Below are 16949 nucleotides of genomic sequence, written 5' to 3'. Positions count from 1 at the left end.
AATTACATTAAAAATTTTGTTACATAAATAGAATTTGGATTATTCTAATCGGGGATTAATTTTCCAGGATTCATAATATTTTTAGGGTCAAGGGTTTTTTTTATGTTTTTTTGGATTTGCAAATTAGCCTTTGAAAAAACTATAGGCAAGAATGTTTTTTGAAGCAATCCAATGCCATGTTCTCCTGAAATTGTTCCCCCAAGAGAATGGATATACTCAAATAATTCAAAAAGCATGGCACGAATAACAGGATTATTATACGAATTTTTATATTTCGGATGATTGAATCTAATGTGTAGATTTCCATCTCCTGCGTGACCATAACAAACTACTTTACATCCATTTTTTTTCGCTAATTGATGAGCGAATTTTATCAAATTAGGTAATTCAGCTCTTGGTACAACCGTATCTTCTTCAATAGTATACCCGTTTGATTTTACAATTTCAGCAACTTTTCTTCTTAATTCCCATAAACGGTTTTTATCTGTTTCATTATCGGCAAAGTAAATTTCTTCTGTCGGAAACGATTCAACAACCGCTATGGTTTTTTCAAGTAATGGTAATAATTCTTCTTGAGAATTTCCGTCGAAATTTATTAATAAATGAGCTTGTACATTTTCTTGTAAAATAATAGAGTTTTCATCTAAATGCAATAAGGTTTGTTCCAAAGCATTTCTTTCCATAAGTTCAAGTGAACAGGGTAGTAAACCGCTTTTAAAAATTTCCGTTACAGCCTTTGCCGAATCCTCTAAATTGTGGAAAGGAATAAGCAGAGTAATATCAGTTTTGGGTTTTGTAAGAACTTTCAAAACGGCTTTGGTAACTATACCTAACGTACCTTCGCTGCCTATAAACAATTGGGTTAAATTATATCCGGTTGAATTTTTAAGCGTATTAGCACCTGTCCATATAATTTCTCCATTGGGGAGAACTACTTCTAAATTCAATACAGAAGCAGAAGTGACTCCGTATTTCACCGCTCGTAATCCTCCTGCATTGGTAGCAATATTTCCTCCTATATAGGAACTGCCCCAACTCGAAGGATCAGGACCATAAAATAAACCGTACGGTTCTAAGGCTTGTTGAAGTTGATAATTGATAACTCCTGCTTCAACAACAGCCTGGTAGTTCTGAATATCGATTTTAATAATTTTATTAAGTCTTTCCATGGATAAAATAATTCCTCCATGTATAGGTAAAGCTCCTCCCATTAGTCCGGTACCCCCGGATCTAGTTGTAATAGGTATCGTCTTTTCATTGCAGAATTTAACTATTTGAGAAATTTCTTCCGAATTTTCAGGTTTAACAACCAACAAAGGTTTAAAACTTAAATTTTCGGTATGATCATAAGAATAAAATTCAAGACTTTGTTCATCGTAGAAACAATGTTCAGGTCCTAATAATTCAACAAAAAAATCAATATATTCAGGCATAAAGTTAAAATTCAATGCAAAAATACTAATTTGATAACAGAATTTACTAGATTATTCACTACAAATGGTCGAGTAGTTTTTATATTTGTATTTATGTTTTCAAAAAGATTTATACTTCTTATAATTTTACTTTTTTTAAGTTGTATATTCTTATTTCTTATTAATTTATTGACCGGATTTGAAAATATTTCTTTATACGATCTTTTTTTTACTCAAGAAGAAACTAAAAAGTTAATTATTTCGTATCGATTTTACAGGGCGGTAGCTGTAGTATTAGCAGGGATATCATTACCCGTTAGTGGATTTTTACTTCAAGAACTTTTTAAAAATCCTTTAGCAGAACCTTCTGTCTTAGGAATTACATCTGCTTCAGCTTTAGCTGTAGCATTGCTTATTTTTTTAGGTGGAGTACTATTTTTTCTTCAATATCAATGGCTAGAAGGTTGGTTACTTATCATAAGTGCGTTTACGGGTGCCTTGTTTACTTCACTCCTGTTATTGTTTATATCCAAAGAAATTAAGAATATTTCCACATTTATTATTATTGGTTTCCTTTTATCCTCTTTTTGTGGGTCATTAATCAGTACTTTACAATTTTACTCACAGTCTGAAACTCTGAAACAATACGTATATTGGTCTTTTGGTTCATTTGAAGGATTATCCGGAAATCAAATTTCAGTTTATACAATTTGCACGATACTGGGACTACTTCCGGCTTTTATGTCGGTAAAAAAATTAATAGGTTATCTCATGGGAGAAGAGTATGCAAAGGTTTTAGGAGTGAATATGGCGAAGCTTAAAATTAATATTCTGATAGCCGTCTGCTTACTCACGGGAAGTACAACCGCTATGCTTGGGCCGATTGTATTTGTAGGTATTATTATTCCGCATTTTTGCAGACAAATTTGGAATCCTTCCGCACTTTGGGTACAAATTAATTTAAATATTTTAATTGGCAGCGGATTTATGTTATTGGTAAGTCTTATTATGATTTATACGCAATTACCTGTAAATATACTTTCCTCTTTGATTGGTGTACCAACAATATTATTTATAATTTTAAAAGACAGATTTAAAAATTAATCCTTTGGAAACAAACAGTAATTCTATACTTGAATTTCATAATCTATCCATAGGTTATCAAACGCCAATTCTCTCGGGGATAAATGCTACAGTTAAAAAAGGAGAAATTATACTTTTGACTGGAAAAAACGGGAGTGGAAAGACTACCTTATTAAAATCAATTTATGGTGAACTTCCTCTGCTTGAGGGCTCAATAAAAATTGAGGGTAAAAATATTTCTGAAATCTTACCCCTAGAAACAGGAAAATATCTTGCGATAGTTCTTTCTCAAAACCCTGTTAGCCCCTCTCTACGGGTTTTTGATTTAGTGGCTTTAGGTAGATATCCTTATAAAAAATGGTATCAGAGTCTTGCAAAAAAAGAGATTGAAGCGATTGACGATATACTGCACCTGTTGAATCTTAGCCAATATAGAGAATATAATATAACTAAACTTTCGGATGGTAATCTTCAAAAGGTGATGATTGCCAGAGCTTTAGTTCAAAATTGTCCAATATTAATTTTAGATGAACCTACCTCACATTTAGATATAGCTAATAAATTAGAAATTATGAAAATAATTAAAATGTATGCCCACGATCAGGGTAAATCTATTTTATTTACTTCTCATGATTTATCCTTAGGCCTTGCCGTAGCAGACCGATTATGGTTTATAAAAGATAATTTGTTACATACAGGTTTTACAGAAGATATTGCTAACAGATATAACATATGTGATTATTTTGTAAACGATACGATACGTTTTGATTATCAAGCCAATGAATATAATTTTTTCAATTCTGATACTTCTAAATCAGTACGAGTATATTTCAATTCTCAATCTGCATACTGGTTAAAAAAAGCTTTGGTAAAAAATAATTTTGTTATTTCCGATCAAGCATCCATCCAGATTTTAGAAAAAGATTCCGTATTTTATCTTATTGATAAGAATCAAAATGAATATAGTTTTACATCCATAGAAAATCTTATCAATTTCCTGAAATTGAAAAAATAGTTAAGCAATTAATTTAATTAACTACGTAATAGGATAAAAATAGAGCAATGGCTGTAGCTGAAATTACACCGATTAAACCCGGTATCATAAAACTATGGTTAAGAATATATTTTCCGATATGGGTTGTTCCTGTTCTATCAAAATTTATGGTCGCTAAATCCGATGGATAAAAAGCAAAAAAGAAGTAAGCATAAGATGCAGGAATACATCCGATTAAAATGGATACAGGTATATGTAGCATAAATCCAATGGGCATCATAACCAATATTGTGGCTGCTTGACTTTTTAAAAACATAGACACACAGAACATGGCTATGGCAAATGTCCAGGGACGTTCTTTCACCATATCACTTATTAAAGATAATAAGTAGGATTCATTATTTTTTATTACGGTTTCACTCATCCAAGCTATACCAAAAATCATAATTACAGCAATCATTCCCGCATTAAAAACCTTAGTATCCGATATAGATTTAGCTTTAACTCCAGTTATTAAGACTATAATAGCACCAACTCCTAACATAATAAATTGCAATACGCTGGTCATTGGAATAGTTTTACCGTTATTTTTTGGTAAAATTGAATCCGGGAATAAAGCAATTAAGATAATAAATAGGATACCAATAAAGAATAAGCTTAATGATATTTTAGCATCTTTTGAAGGTTTAGTACTTTCAGATCTTTCTAAATCACCTACTATATAAGCTTTCATATCAGGATCTTCCATTTTCTTTAAAAATGCAGGATCTTTATCGAGATCTTTTCCTCTATTTAAACTCCAAGTTGCAGCCAACATCACACCTAAAAAACAAGAAGGAGCGGTAACTAATAAAATGTCAATTAAGTTTATGGTAACTCCGGCTTTATAGGCTACACCGATCATAGCTGCTGTTGCTGCTGCTATAGGACTGGCTGTAATTCCCATTTGACTGGCTATGGAAGCTACCGCCATAGGTCGTTCGGGTCTAATTTTTTGTTTAAAAGATACATCGTAAATAACCGGTAATAAAGGATATACAGCATGACCGGTTCCTACAAGCATGGTTAAAAAGAAAGTGGATAATGGAGCTAAATAGACAATATATTTTGGATTTTTACGTAAAATTCTTTCCGCAAAACTCACCAACATACCGAGTGCACCGGTGGCCTCTAAGGTTGAAGAAGCAGTAACTACGGCAAGTATTATAAGCATTACATCAATGGGAGGTAATCCGGGAGAATCCCTGAATAATAAAACTAATATGGCCACTCCAAATCCCCCTAATAAACCTAAGGAAACTCCTCCTTTTTTTATACCAAAATAAATAACGATTAATAATAACCCTAATTGTGTGATAAATTTTAAAGGGGCGTTATTTTCATTCGTTGCATTCGAATTAGAAATGGTTTCTTTTTTAGTTTCCTCTGATTTTATTTCATTTGAATTCGCAGAAGTTTTTTGATTTACCTGAGCTGTTGAGGCAGTTGCAAGTAAACTTACATTCTGAGATTTAACAAATATTGGCGTGAATAAGATGAAAGTTAACAATATAATATAAATGTTTTTCATATAATTCCTTTTTCAAGGATAAAACTAGATAATTTATCATTTTTTATTTATATGATTTTTAACATGTATATGTATAATATAATCTAACGTGCTGATAATGTGGTCGAAAAGCGAAAAGTTAACTATTAATTTATTTTAATTATAAATAAGTTAATGATTAGTTAAAATAATAAACCTAATTATAATTTTCTGACAGCATCCGATAATTGCTTTAAAGCAACTTCAAGTACAGATCGAGGACATCCGACGTTCATCCTCATAAATCCAGTACCTTCCTTACCAAACATGGCGCCATCATTTAATGCTAAACGAGCTTTGTCTATAAAAAACGAATTTAATTCTTTTTGAGATAATTTTAATTCTCTGCAATCCAGCCATATAAGAAAAGATGCTTCCGGTATGATTACTTTGATTTTTGAACAGTTTGATTTTAGGAATTGGTCTACATATTTAGTATTTTCTTCGATATACTTTTTTAATTGATTCATCCAATCTTCCCCTTTTTCATAGGCAATTTGTATGGCCAGATAGGCAAATATACTTCCTTGATTCAATTCATTGCTAACCAAATATTTATGATAACGCTCTCTTAAATTTTTGTTTTTAATAATGGAGTAGGAGGTAACCAAACCTGCTATATTGAACGTTTTTGAAGGGGCACTAAGGGTAATGCTGTTTAATTCTGCTTCTTCTGAAACTGTTGCAAAAGGAACATGCTTATTTCCAAATAGTACCAGGTCAGAGTGTATCTCATCCGAGATAACCAGTACTTTATTTTTATAGCAAATTTCAGCAAGTTTTTTCAACTCATTTTGACTCCAAACTCTGCCTCCGGGATTGTGGGGATTTGAGAGTAATAAAATTTTACATTTGGTAGTCATTAATTTTTCCAAACCCTCAAAATCCATTCTGTATTGATCTCCTTCTAAAAGTAAGGGGTTGGTTACCACTTCTCTGTCATGTAATTGGGTTATAATACGAAAAGGATGATAAACGGGCGGTTGAATTATAATTTGGTCTCCTTTTTCTGAAAAGACATCTATAGCAAAAGCAATTCCTTTGACTACTCCAGGTAAATAACTAATCTCTTCTTTGCTTACTTTCCATTGATGTTGTCTCCATTGCCAATTACAGATTGATTGATAGTATTCATTGGAAACATAAGGATATCCAAAAATTCCGTTCTTTGACCTTTCAACCATAGCATCAACAAGTTCCTTTGGAGATTGAAAATCCATATCTGCAACCCAAAGAGGGATAAGATCATCTCTTCCAAATCTTTCTTTAAGAACTCCAAATTTAAGTGAATCTGTATTTTTTCTATCTATGATTTGATCAAAATTATAATTGCCCATTTCCGAATAATATTTACACAAAAATATGAGTTTTTTTAGATGGATAATGTGATTTTTATATAAAATTTTATATTACTGTTTTTGTTATTCAGAACAATATAATAGTTTTATTTAAACTTAAATTATAAGATAAGTTCCGATATTTAATATTAATTTATTTCATGTAATTAGATAAAACATAAGGTTAAATGAAGTAGAATATAAATATTTCTATAAAATTTTTATTTTATCTTTGCAACTTTTAATTTGAAGAAATATGAAATTAAGGTATTTATTTATTTTTATCATTATACTATTGGCTGGTAGTCTTTTTTTTACTAATCCGGACAAAGAAATGCACCAAGCATTTATTAAAGATAAATTAACATCCATTATGAATCAGAAAGTGGAGGATGAACTAAATGAAAACAAAGATCCTAATCTTAATTTTTTAGCTGAATTTAGTAAGAATATAATTCCCGTCATTAGTGATAAGATCGTTACTTACATGATGGACACTCATATAAGAAGAGAAAATTATTATCTGTTTTCAACCATTGAAATCTTATATCATGATAAATGGAAAACTATTGGATTAGGAATATTCGATAAAATGTTCTTATTTCCTAAAGTAGAGGAAGAAATTCAAAAATTTGATATCAAGAAAGAATTTAATAAACTATCGCAAAATAATCCTTAATATCAATATAATTTTAAATTGTTTAAGAGAAAAGCTTTATGTGGAAGCTATTTTTTATTATTCAATATAGCAAAAAGAATTATCCCCAAAATTGCAAAAATACATATACCAATAACAACCAACATTTGAAATATTTCCTTTTTAAAGTTTATTTATAAATTATGTTATTTTATTTCAAAATTCCATTGTTTAATTTTTTCCATAAAATGGTAAGCAGTTAAATCAAATTGAACGGGAACTATACTTATAAAATTATTTTCTAATGCCCATTCGTCCGTGTCATCTCCCTTATCTGAATTACACCATTTACCCGTCATCCAATAGTAAGTTTTGCCCTTAGGATCAATTCGACGGTCAAACTCTTCATCCCAATGAGCATTTGCCTGTCTGCAAATTTTAATTCCTTGAATATCTTTTTCTTCGGCTTCAGGAATATTCACGTTGAGAACGACCCCTTCGGGTAATCCATACTTTAAAATATTTTCACATATAGATTTTATATGTTTTCTGGCTGCTTTGAAATTTGCAGTATAAGAAAATTCGCATAGAGAAAAACCAACGGAAGGAATTCCTTCAATACCTCCTTCAATGGCAGCAGACATCGTTCCGGAATAAATTACATTAATTGAGGAATTGGAACCGTGATTAATTCCTGAGACACAAATATCCGGTTTTCGGGGTAATAATTGATCAATGGCTAATTTCACACAATCCACAGGAGTACCGCTACAAGCCCATTCTCTGCGGGTATCATTTTCAATATACATTTTTTCTGCACGAATAGTAGAATGAATGGTTACTGCATGTCCCATTCCACTTTGAGGCTTATCCGGAGCAACAACATATACTTCACCGATTTCATTCATAATATCAATCAACTCACGTATTCCTGGAGCATTGATTCCGTCGTCATTGGTAACTAATATTAAAGGCTTTTCCATAGGATTTCAATGAAATTTAAAATTTATAACAAAACTAAGATTTTTCCTTGTAAAAATATAGTATCTTTGAATTTATTTTTTAAAATTACAAATAATATACGTAAACCGATGCTTAATTTAAAAAAGACCTGGATATTTTTATCGCTATGTTCAATGAGCCTGTTAGTGTTTTGTTTTAATGCTTCTTCTCATGCCGACAATGAAAGAGAGATAATTAAAAGAGTTAGAGAAACACTACTTTTTACAAGCTATGCGCCTAAAAATTTAGATGTGTCTTATTCAAGGGATGTTTTTAAAAAATATATGGAAGACTTAGATCCGTTTAAAAGATATTTTCTGGATTCTGATATGGATGAGTTTTCTGAATACAGAGATAAAATGAGTGATATGTTTATTAATAATGATGTTTCATTTTATCATTTAACTATCGATAGGTTGTATAAAAGAATTGATGAAACGGAACAATATGTTAATGATATTTTCAGTCAGCCAATTACCTTCTCTAATGATGATTATTTTTATTCTGATGATAAAAAAAGAAAATTCCCAAAAAATAAAGATCAGGCAAAACAGTATTGGAAATCTTACATTAAATATAGAATACTACAGGAAATATTTAATACTCAAAACGTAAAAGATAGCATAAATACTAGTGATTCCATAAAAACGGATTCGATCAGTAAAAAAGTTACTAAAAAAATCGAAAAGCCTAAAACAAAAGAAGAAATAGAAGCAGATGCCGTAAAAAAAGTTAAAGAAAACTTGTCAGAATACTTTAGACAAATAAAATTAAGAAAAAAATCTGATCTATTTTCCATATTTGTCAATGCATACACGGAAGTTTTTGACATTCACACTACCTACTTTTCACCTAAAGATAAAGAAAATTTTAACAGCTCTATAAGCGGTAAAATTATAGGAATTGGTGCAACATTACAAGATGTTAAAGGGTATCCTACGATCAGGGAATTAGTAATTGGTGGTCCGGCTTGGAAATCTAAAGAAATTGAGGCAGGAGATAAAATAATTAAAGTACAACAAGGTAAAAATGGTAATCCGGTGAGTGTAGTAGGAATGCTGTTAGATGATGCCATTAGATTAATAAGAGGTGAAGAAAAAACTACGGTAGTATTAACTTTAGAGAAAAAGGACGGAAGTACCAAAACGGTAACTTTGGTAAGAGAGGAAATTGAAATTCAGGAAACCTTTGTTAGAAGTGCGATTATAACGGATGAAAAAGGTAATAAATTCGGTATATTGTATTTGCCCGAATTTTATGTGAATCTAGAGAGTAACAGTAAAGGCAGAGATTGTTCCGATGATATCAAAAGAGAAATTAATGAATTAAAAAAGCAAGGAATAACCGGTTTAATTATGGACGTAAGAAACAACGGGGGAGGATCATTATCTGAGGTGGTTGATATAACCGGATTATTTGTAGGAAAGGGGCCCGTAGTTCAAGTGAAAGATTCCGGTGGAAAAATAAAAGTATTAGACAGCAAAGAAAAAGATATTGTTTGGGATGGGCCTTTAATTCTTATGACCAATGAACTTTCAGCGTCTGCGTCAGAAATACTGGCCGGAGCTATGCAAGATTATCATAGGGCTGTGGTTGTCGGACCTTCTCAAACATATGGTAAAGGAACGGTACAAACTATCTTTCCTTTAGATCGATTTGGTATGAAAGACGATAAGTTCGGAGCCTTAAAGGTAACTATTCAAAAATTTTATAGGATAAACGGAAGTTCAACTCAGTTGAAAGGGGTAAATTCCGATATAGTTATTCCCGGTATTTTTTCCTATTCTGATATCTTTGAAAAGTCTCAAGAATATGCTTTACCGTGGGATCAGATATCTCCAACAAATTATTCTACCTGGAAAGGTACACCTAAAATAGATTATGAATATCTTAAAGCAAGAAGTGCAGAAAGATTAAAAGGCAGTACCTATGTTTCGTCTATAGAGAAAGCAGGTAAATGGACAAAAGAATTGGAAAAGATTACTAAAATCCCGCTAAAGTATGATAAGTTCATGCAGGAAATGAATAAAAGAAGGGATCAAAGTAAAGTATATGAAAAGGAAACTAATTTTGATGCAAAAATAAAAGTAGAGGCTCCGGCTTACGAGTTAGTCAAGTTTAAAGAAGATACTGTCCTTAAAGCAAAACGGGAAGATTGGTACAAAGGAATGAAAAAAGATTTTAACCTTAGAGAATCTGTCAATGTTTTAAATGATATTATTAATAAAAAATAATTGAACAATAGCAAAAACAATCCATAAAAACTTATGGATTGTTTTTTTTTAACCCATTTGAAAATAGAATAAATTTTTTTAGATTTAATTATAATAAATTTTAGTCATGGATAGATCTAATTTTCGATATATCAATAGGGAAATAAGTTGGCTTAAATTCAACTCTCGAGTACTTCAAGAGGCAATGGATAAGAAAAATCCTTTATTGGAAAGACTTCGTTTTTTAGGAATATATTCTAACAATTTAGATGAATTTTATAAAGTAAGGTATGCTTATATAGCTCGAATGGTTCAATTCAACAGAAAATATAATAATATTGTTGAGAGTCAAGAAGATGTAAATTTATTGGAAGAGATTAATATGACGGTTGCTCATCAGCAAGAAAAATATGATAAATTGTATGAACAAATAATTAAGGAGCTGGCCAAAGAAAAAACCTTATTAGTAGATGATAAGACCTTACCTGAGAGCTTGAAACCTTTCGTTCAAGATTTTTTTGAAAATAAATTAAGTCATAATTTAACTATATTATATTGGAAAGAAGGAGATAAAACGATCAACCTTAGAGATAATGTTTTTTATTTAATAGTAACCATGACTAAAAAAAATGGAAATCAACAATATGCTCTTATTGAAGTTCCTTCGGACAGATTTTCGCGCTTTTTAGTTTTACCTGATATTAATGATAAACATTATGTAATATTTCTTGAAGATATTATTAGATATCATTTAAAAGATATCTTTCAATTTTTTAAATTCGAGACCATCGAGGGGAAATCCATAAAATTAACGAAAGATGCGGATCTATCCATTGATAACGATGTGCAAGTCAGTTATGTAGATAGCATAGCAGTGGCCTTAAAAGAAAGATTAAAAGGATTACCGGTCCGCTTAGTATACGATAAAACTATTGATCCTAAAACGCTCAGGTTTTTAAAGAAAATGTTTGATCTAGATGAATACGATAGTTTAGCGCCCGGAGGAAAATATCATAATAAAAAAGATTTTATGAAATTTCCTACCTTAGGACGGCAAGATCTGGAATATAAAAAAATAGAACCGATTATACCTAAAATTTTAAAAGGAGAAAAAAACTATTTCAAGGCTTTTGCCAAAGAAGATACTTTACTTTATGCTCCGTATTATGATTATTCTGTTTTTTTGAAATTTTTAAGAGGAGCGGCCATCGATCCAAAAGTAAAAAAAATAAAAATAACCATATACAGGGTTGCCAGTGACTCCCAAGTTCTAAGTGCCATACTCAATGCTGCAAGGAATGGAAAAGAAGTAACGGCAGTTTTAGAATTAAGGGCAAGATTTGATGAAGCTCATAATATTAAATGGTCAAAACAATTACAAGATGAAGGTGTAAAGGTAATTTTTGGAGTTCCCGGATTAAAAGTCCATTCAAAAATAGGAATTGTAGAAAGAGAACCTCAACGAGGTGCAGCAACTAAATATGCATTTATTTCAACAGGGAATTTTCATGAAGGTACCGCACGATTGTATACGGATTTCACTCTTTTCACAGCTAATGAAGCAATAGTAAAACAAGTGGATCAAGTATTTGATTTTTTTAATGCCAATTATTTGGTAAAACATTATAAAGATATAGCAGTAAGCCCTTGGGGAATACGTCGAAAAATTATACAGGGTATTGAAAGGGAAATAAATAATAAAAAAAACGGATTACCCGCGCAAATTAATATTAAAGTTAATAGTATATGTGATAAAGAAATCATTGATTATTTATATGAAGCCAGTAAAATGGGAGTGGAAGTTCGAATGGTCGTACGAGGTATATGTTCTATAATCCCTCAAGTTCCCGGTTTAAGTGATCATATTAAAATAATTAGTGTTGTAGATAAATTTTTAGAGCATCCGCGAGTGTATTGGTTTAAGAATGGAGGTGATGACCTCATTTATATTTCATCGGCGGATATTATGGCAAGAAATCTTGATCATAGAGTAGAAGTAGCATGTCCTATTATCAGCGCAAAAAATAAACAGGAGATTATGAAAATTTTCGAACTAGGTTTTAACGATAATGTCAAAGGACGTTTGATACAAGAAGGATTTGAGGAACCCTACCAGAAAAATAGAAAAAAGAAAAACCGTTCTCAAGAAACTATATATCAATATATTAAAGAGTTAAATAAATGATGAATATATTAACCTATGCTGCTATAGATATTGGTTCTAATGCAGTACGACTACTAATAAATACCATTTATGAAACTAAAGAAACTGTAACATTTAATAAGACCAGTTTAGTTCGTGTACCTATAAGACTGGGACAGGATGTTTTTACAGATAAGAAAATATCTAAAAAAACTATGGTGCGGTTAAATGATGCAATGACAGCTTATAGCTTATTGATGAAAGTTTATAATGTGGATGAATATAGGGCATTTGCTACATCTGCTATGCGAGAAGCTTCAAATTCCAAAGATGTTATCAATTATATAAAAGACAAAAGTGGAATTAAAATAGATATCATCTCCGGAGAAGAAGAAGCAAAAATCATTTTTAGTTCGGAACTTAAAAATTTTTTGTATTCCGATAATTATTATTTATTTGTAGATGTTGGAGGGGGGAGTACGGAAATATCCCTATTAAATAAAGGTAAAGTTCTTCATAGTCAATCTTTTCCTATAGGAACCGTTAGATTATTAGATAAAAAGGTAGATGAAAATTATCTAACAAATGTTGTTAAACCCTGGGTGACTAAAATAACAAAAGGGAAATCCGTAGATGTAATAGGATCAGGAGGAAATATAAATTTTGTATTTAAAAATTCAGGAAAAAAAGAAGGTAAATTTCTTTCGACTTCTTATATACATCATCAGTACGAACTATATAAAGGCATTTCTTATGAGGAAAGAATTGAAAAATTTAATATGAAACCGGATAGGGCAGATGTAATTGTTCCTGCATTATTAATATATAATTCGGTTATGAAATTTGCTCATTCCACACGAATTCATGTTCCAAAAATTGGTGCTGCTGATGGAATGATTAATTTAATGTATAATTTTTATAAAAAAACATTAAAATAAAAAAAAACATATTATTTATGTCTTATGTCGATATAAATTACTAAATTTAGATCAATAATATTTTAAAGTAAATATTTGCATATTACTTAAAATTATTTATGAGATATTTTAATAGTATTTTATTTGTTATCATTAAAATTGCATTTTAACTATGTATTTATTTTATTTAATTTTAATAAATTTAATTATTAAATTTTAAATAATTTTTAGATTATAATGTTAAAATATATTATTTTTGCTAATCTTAATTTAGTATTTAAGAATAAAAATATAGTAATTAAAAATATTGTATTTTAAAATATTTTAATAATATATTTGTTTATAAAAATAAAAAACTAATGAAAAAAAATAGTTCTTTTATCATACCACTTTTATTAATTCTTTTATCAGGATTAATATCTTCATGTGTCTCAAAAAAAGATCTATATTATTTTCAAGGTAATGAAGCAGTTTTGGAAGAATTTTATAAGTATACACCAACTTTAAAACCAGATGATTTATTAATAATTACTGTTTCAGCCTTGAATTTGGAGTCTACGCTTCCATTCAATCAACAAAGTCCATATAATGCAAATATTACTGGATCAGAAAGTTTAATTTCAACAAATCCTAGATTGAAAACCTATTTAATAGATGAAAATGGTGAAATTGATTTTCCTGTACTTGGTAAATTAAAGTTAGGAGGATTAACTCGATCTCAAGCTATGGATTTTATAAGAGATAAACTTAGAAAATATATTAAAGATCCATCAGTTAATATTCACATATCCAATTTCAGAATTACAATTTTGGGTGAAGTTACTAATCCAGGAACATATACATTATCCAATGAAAAAATTACAATTCTTGAAGCTATTGGTTTAGCAGGTGATCTTACTATATATGGAAAAAGAAAAGATATTTTAATCATACGAGATAAAGGCGGAAATAAAACTTTTACTACGGTAGATTTAACTTCAAAAGAAATATTCAGATCGCCGGTATATTATTTATCCCAAAATGATGTTATTTATGTTCATCCTAACAATGCAAAAACTAATTCTTCGGCTTATAGCGCAACAAATTCGGTATTTATATCTTTAGCAGGTATAATTATCTCCGTAATTTCAATTCTTACCCGTTAATATATTTGTAAATAGTATGAATATGAATAGATATGACAAAAATATATATTATGAAAAAGAAGATTTTATAAATATTAAAGAATTAATATTTCAATATTTTAAATATTGGAGATGGTTCTTATTCTCCATCATAATAACTACGGCTATTGGAATTTTATTTTTAAAAATTACTCCTAAAAAATATTTGTCAGAAAGCAAAATTATTCTTGAAACAGGAAATAAAGAAAGTTTTCTTATTTCAGAATGGATGGATATGACAGATTTTGCGGATCTATCTCGAAATAAATTAGATGATTGGATTGAGATACTTAAATCGCGTCGTTTAATGATGAAGGTTGTGGACAAATTAGATTTAAATATTAAGTATAAAGAAAAAAAAGGGTTTTTAACCACAGAAATTTATAAAGAAAATTCACCTATTACATTAAAATTTGTTGACGAGAAATTTAAATATTTAGTGGATAGCACCAAAAATTATGAAATAGTTATTAAATCTAGTAAAAACTTTATTTGTAAAGACCTAAAAACTAATAATAAAATTGAAGGTATTTTCGGCAAACCATTGAAATTTAAGTTTGGAGAAATTATTTTTTTTCGCAATCATACATCTAATTCAGAAAAATCCGTATTAGTATCCATTGTACCTCTTATAGATATTACCTTAGAATATATAAATTTATTGGATGTTTATAGTATGTCCAAAAATGGACATGTTATTAATTTAGGTATGAAAAGTAATTTACCTAATAATGCTAATAAAATAATTGATCTATTAATACTTCAGTTTCAAGATGATATAATTGATGATAAAAAAAAGATTGGAAAAAAAACTATTTCATTTATAAATGATAGATTGTCTTTAATATCCAAAGAACTCGGTATAACAGATGGTAGCATGGAAAAATTCAAATCAACAAAAAAAATATTTGATTTTGAAACCGAGGGGAAAAAACAAGTTTTAGAATCTTCTAGAATTGAAGAACAAATAAAGCAACATTCCATACAATTAAGTTTAATAGATTATATGAATAATTTTATTAATTCTAATAAAAATTCATTATTACCCTCAAATATAGGTTTAACAGATAATTCTCTAATAACCATAACAAAACAATATAATGAGCTCGTTCTTGAAAGAGATAAAATGTTAGTGAGTTCAACTAAAGAAAATCCGATAGTTAAAAATTTAAATTCCCAAATCTCTGAACTAAACAATAACATTCGTGTCAGTTTAAGAAATTATAAAAATACTACTAACATTGCAATTGGTAATTTAGAAAAGCAAATAGGACAAGTTTCAAGTAAAATATCAGAATTGCCTTCAAAAGAAAGAGAATTTAAAGATATTTATAGAAAGCAACAAACCATTGAAGCATTATTTTTATTATTACTTCAAAAAAGAGAAGAAACACAAATATATACTGCTTCAACTCCCAATATAGTTAAAATTGTTGATAAAGCTTTTTATAATAAAAATCCTATTTTTCCAAAGCCTTATATAATTATTTTTATATCTGGTATTATAGGTTTTATAATTCCAGTTGTAATATTTTATATAAATTTTTTATTTGATGATAAAATTAAAAATAAAAATGATATTGAAAAAGTAATAACAAATATTCCTATTATAGGATATTTACCTAAATCCGATACAAAAATTGTGGATATTACGAGTATAAACTCTACTTCAGCAGAAGCTTTTAGATTATTGCGTACAAATATAAATTTTTTCCTCCCAGAAATGGATTATAAATCTAAATGTGTATACGTAACTTCGACAATAAGTGGTGAAGGTAAAACATTTGCTTCTTTAAATTTAGCACTTACATTAGCTTTAGCTAATAAAAAAGTTTTAATAATTGAAGCAGATATTCGCAAACCAAAAATTAGAGAAAATTTAGGTATAGAAGGTAATTTAGATGGGGTATCGGATTATTTATCTGGGAATATTAATGATATTGCAACTAATATAATATCAATTAATTCAAGTATTTCAAATATATTTACCTATTTCAAACAACAATCATCTTGCTTAAAAATAGATTTATTTCCTTCAGGTAAAATATCACCTAATCCTTCTGAATTATTAATGAATGGAAGATTTGAAAATATTATTAAATATGGACGTGAGAATTATGATTATATAATTGTTGATACAGCTCCGATAGGTGTAGTGACAGATACGTTGTTGATTAATAAATATTCTGATTTAGTTTTATTTATAATGAGAGTAAATTATTTACAAAAAAATATGTTAGATATATTACATCATACTAAAAAAGAGGGTAAATTTGATATTCACAAAACATCCATACTCATAAATTATGTAGATACAAAAGATGGATATGGATATAATTATACTTACGGCTATAACGACAAAAAATTCACTAAAATTAAACATTTCGTAAAAAAATATATTTTTAAGGCATAAAAATATTATATTTACTGAATTATAAAACTGACTGGAAAATATATAAA

Annotated in this window: 12 protein-coding genes; 8 read left to right on the top strand and 4 right to left on the bottom strand. The window is 29.2% G+C overall.

Annotation, left to right across the window (positions count from 1 at the left end):
- Positions 1 to 44: 44 nt before the first annotated feature.
- Positions 45 to 1433 carry an FAD-binding oxidoreductase gene (locus GYM72_RS05745; protein ID WP_220263742.1) on the bottom strand — a complete coding sequence of 463 codons (1389 nt, stop codon included), beginning with the start codon at positions 1431 to 1433 and terminating at the stop codon, positions 45 to 47.
- A 93-nt stretch (positions 1434 to 1526) separates the two neighbouring features.
- Here GYM72_RS05745 and GYM72_RS05740 point away from each other — a divergent pair, with 93 nt between their 5' ends.
- Together GYM72_RS05740 and GYM72_RS05735 are read left to right on the top strand one after the other, a co-directional pair.
- Positions 1527 to 2516, top strand: coding sequence for an iron ABC transporter permease (locus GYM72_RS05740; RefSeq protein WP_220263741.1), 990 nt, complete (start codon positions 1527 to 1529; stop codon positions 2514 to 2516).
- A gap of 4 nt (positions 2517 to 2520) precedes the next feature.
- Positions 2521 to 3510, top strand: coding sequence for an ABC transporter ATP-binding protein (locus tag GYM72_RS05735; protein ID WP_220263740.1), 990 nt, complete (start codon positions 2521 to 2523; stop codon positions 3508 to 3510).
- A 13-nt stretch (positions 3511 to 3523) separates the two neighbouring features.
- Here GYM72_RS05735 and GYM72_RS05730 read toward each other — a convergent pair whose 3' ends face one another.
- Together GYM72_RS05730 and GYM72_RS05725 are read right to left on the bottom strand one after the other, a co-directional pair.
- Complete coding sequence (locus GYM72_RS05730) at positions 3524 to 5059, bottom strand: anaerobic C4-dicarboxylate transporter (RefSeq protein ID WP_220263739.1); 1536 nt, start codon at positions 5057 to 5059, stop codon at positions 3524 to 3526.
- Positions 5060 to 5238: 179 nt separating this feature from the next.
- Positions 5239 to 6414, bottom strand: coding sequence for a MalY/PatB family protein (locus GYM72_RS05725; RefSeq protein WP_220263738.1), 1176 nt, complete (start codon positions 6412 to 6414; stop codon positions 5239 to 5241).
- Positions 6415 to 6670: 256 nt separating this feature from the next.
- On the opposite strand from GYM72_RS05725, the gene GYM72_RS05720 reads away from it, so the two are divergent.
- Complete coding sequence (locus GYM72_RS05720) at positions 6671 to 7093, top strand: DUF4359 domain-containing protein (RefSeq protein ID WP_220263737.1); 423 nt, start codon at positions 6671 to 6673, stop codon at positions 7091 to 7093.
- A 164-nt stretch (positions 7094 to 7257) separates the two neighbouring features.
- Here the strand turns inward: GYM72_RS05720 and surE are convergent, their stop codons facing one another.
- Entirely contained in the window at positions 7258 to 8034 is a 777-nt protein-coding gene (surE, locus tag GYM72_RS05715; protein WP_220263736.1) for a 5'/3'-nucleotidase SurE, read from the bottom strand.
- Between the two features lie 108 nt (positions 8035 to 8142).
- Here surE and GYM72_RS05710 point away from each other — a divergent pair, with 108 nt between their 5' ends.
- From GYM72_RS05710 to GYM72_RS05690, 5 genes are all read left to right on the top strand, one after another.
- The gene (locus GYM72_RS05710) at positions 8143 to 10287 is read left to right on the top strand and encodes a carboxy terminal-processing peptidase (RefSeq protein ID WP_220263735.1); all 2145 of its coding nucleotides are present in this window, start codon (positions 8143 to 8145) and stop codon (positions 10285 to 10287) included.
- 106 nt (positions 10288 to 10393) lie between these two features.
- On the top strand, positions 10394 to 12451 hold the full coding sequence (ppk1, locus tag GYM72_RS05705) for a polyphosphate kinase 1 (RefSeq protein ID WP_220263734.1): 2058 nt from the start codon (positions 10394 to 10396) through the stop codon (positions 12449 to 12451).
- Positions 12448 to 13347: an exopolyphosphatase gene (locus GYM72_RS05700; protein ID WP_220263733.1), complete on the top strand. Its 900-nt coding sequence runs from the start codon at positions 12448 to 12450 to the stop codon at positions 13345 to 13347. Before ppk1 ends, GYM72_RS05700 begins: the two co-directional genes overlap by 4 nt.
- 338 nt (positions 13348 to 13685) lie before the next feature.
- On the top strand, positions 13686 to 14471 hold the full coding sequence (locus GYM72_RS05695; protein ID WP_220263732.1) for a polysaccharide biosynthesis/export family protein: 786 nt from the start codon (positions 13686 to 13688) through the stop codon (positions 14469 to 14471).
- Positions 14472 to 14493: 22 nt separating this feature from the next.
- Positions 14494 to 16902 carry a GumC family protein gene (locus GYM72_RS05690; RefSeq protein ID WP_220263731.1) on the top strand — a complete coding sequence of 803 codons (2409 nt, stop codon included), beginning with the start codon at positions 14494 to 14496 and terminating at the stop codon, positions 16900 to 16902.
- Positions 16903 to 16949: the final 47 nt, after the last annotated feature.

The organism is Apibacter sp. ESL0404 (genome assembly GCF_019469245.1).
In the GTDB taxonomy this organism is placed as follows: Bacteria; Bacteroidota; Bacteroidia; order Flavobacteriales; family Weeksellaceae; genus Apibacter.
Note: the sequence above shows the minus strand (reverse complement) of the source record. Positions and strands in the feature narration are given on the sequence as shown.

What these genes read in the sequence shown, in the direction of transcription:
- GYM72_RS05745 (WP_220263742.1), bottom strand. Translation starts at nt 1,433, where the DNA reads ATGCCTGAATATATTGATTTTTTTGTTGAATTATTAGGACCTGAACAT.
- GYM72_RS05740 (WP_220263741.1), top strand. Translation starts at nt 1,527, where the DNA reads ATGTTTTCAAAAAGATTTATACTTCTTATAATTTTACTTTTTTTAAGT.
- GYM72_RS05730 (WP_220263739.1), bottom strand. Translation starts at nt 5,059, where the DNA reads ATGAAAAACATTTATATTATATTGTTAACTTTCATCTTATTCACGCCA.
- GYM72_RS05725 (WP_220263738.1), bottom strand. Translation starts at nt 6,414, where the DNA reads ATGGGCAATTATAATTTTGATCAAATCATAGATAGAAAAAATACAGAT.
- GYM72_RS05720 (WP_220263737.1), top strand. Translation starts at nt 6,671, where the DNA reads ATGAAATTAAGGTATTTATTTATTTTTATCATTATACTATTGGCTGGT.
- surE (WP_220263736.1), bottom strand. Translation starts at nt 8,034, where the DNA reads ATGGAAAAGCCTTTAATATTAGTTACCAATGACGACGGAATCAATGCT.
- GYM72_RS05710 (WP_220263735.1), top strand. Translation starts at nt 8,143, where the DNA reads ATGCTTAATTTAAAAAAGACCTGGATATTTTTATCGCTATGTTCAATG.
- ppk1 (WP_220263734.1), top strand. Translation starts at nt 10,394, where the DNA reads ATGGATAGATCTAATTTTCGATATATCAATAGGGAAATAAGTTGGCTT.
- GYM72_RS05700 (WP_220263733.1), top strand. Translation starts at nt 12,448, where the DNA reads ATGATGAATATATTAACCTATGCTGCTATAGATATTGGTTCTAATGCA.
- GYM72_RS05695 (WP_220263732.1), top strand. Translation starts at nt 13,686, where the DNA reads ATGAAAAAAAATAGTTCTTTTATCATACCACTTTTATTAATTCTTTTA.
- GYM72_RS05690 (WP_220263731.1), top strand. Translation starts at nt 14,494, where the DNA reads ATGAATAGATATGACAAAAATATATATTATGAAAAAGAAGATTTTATA.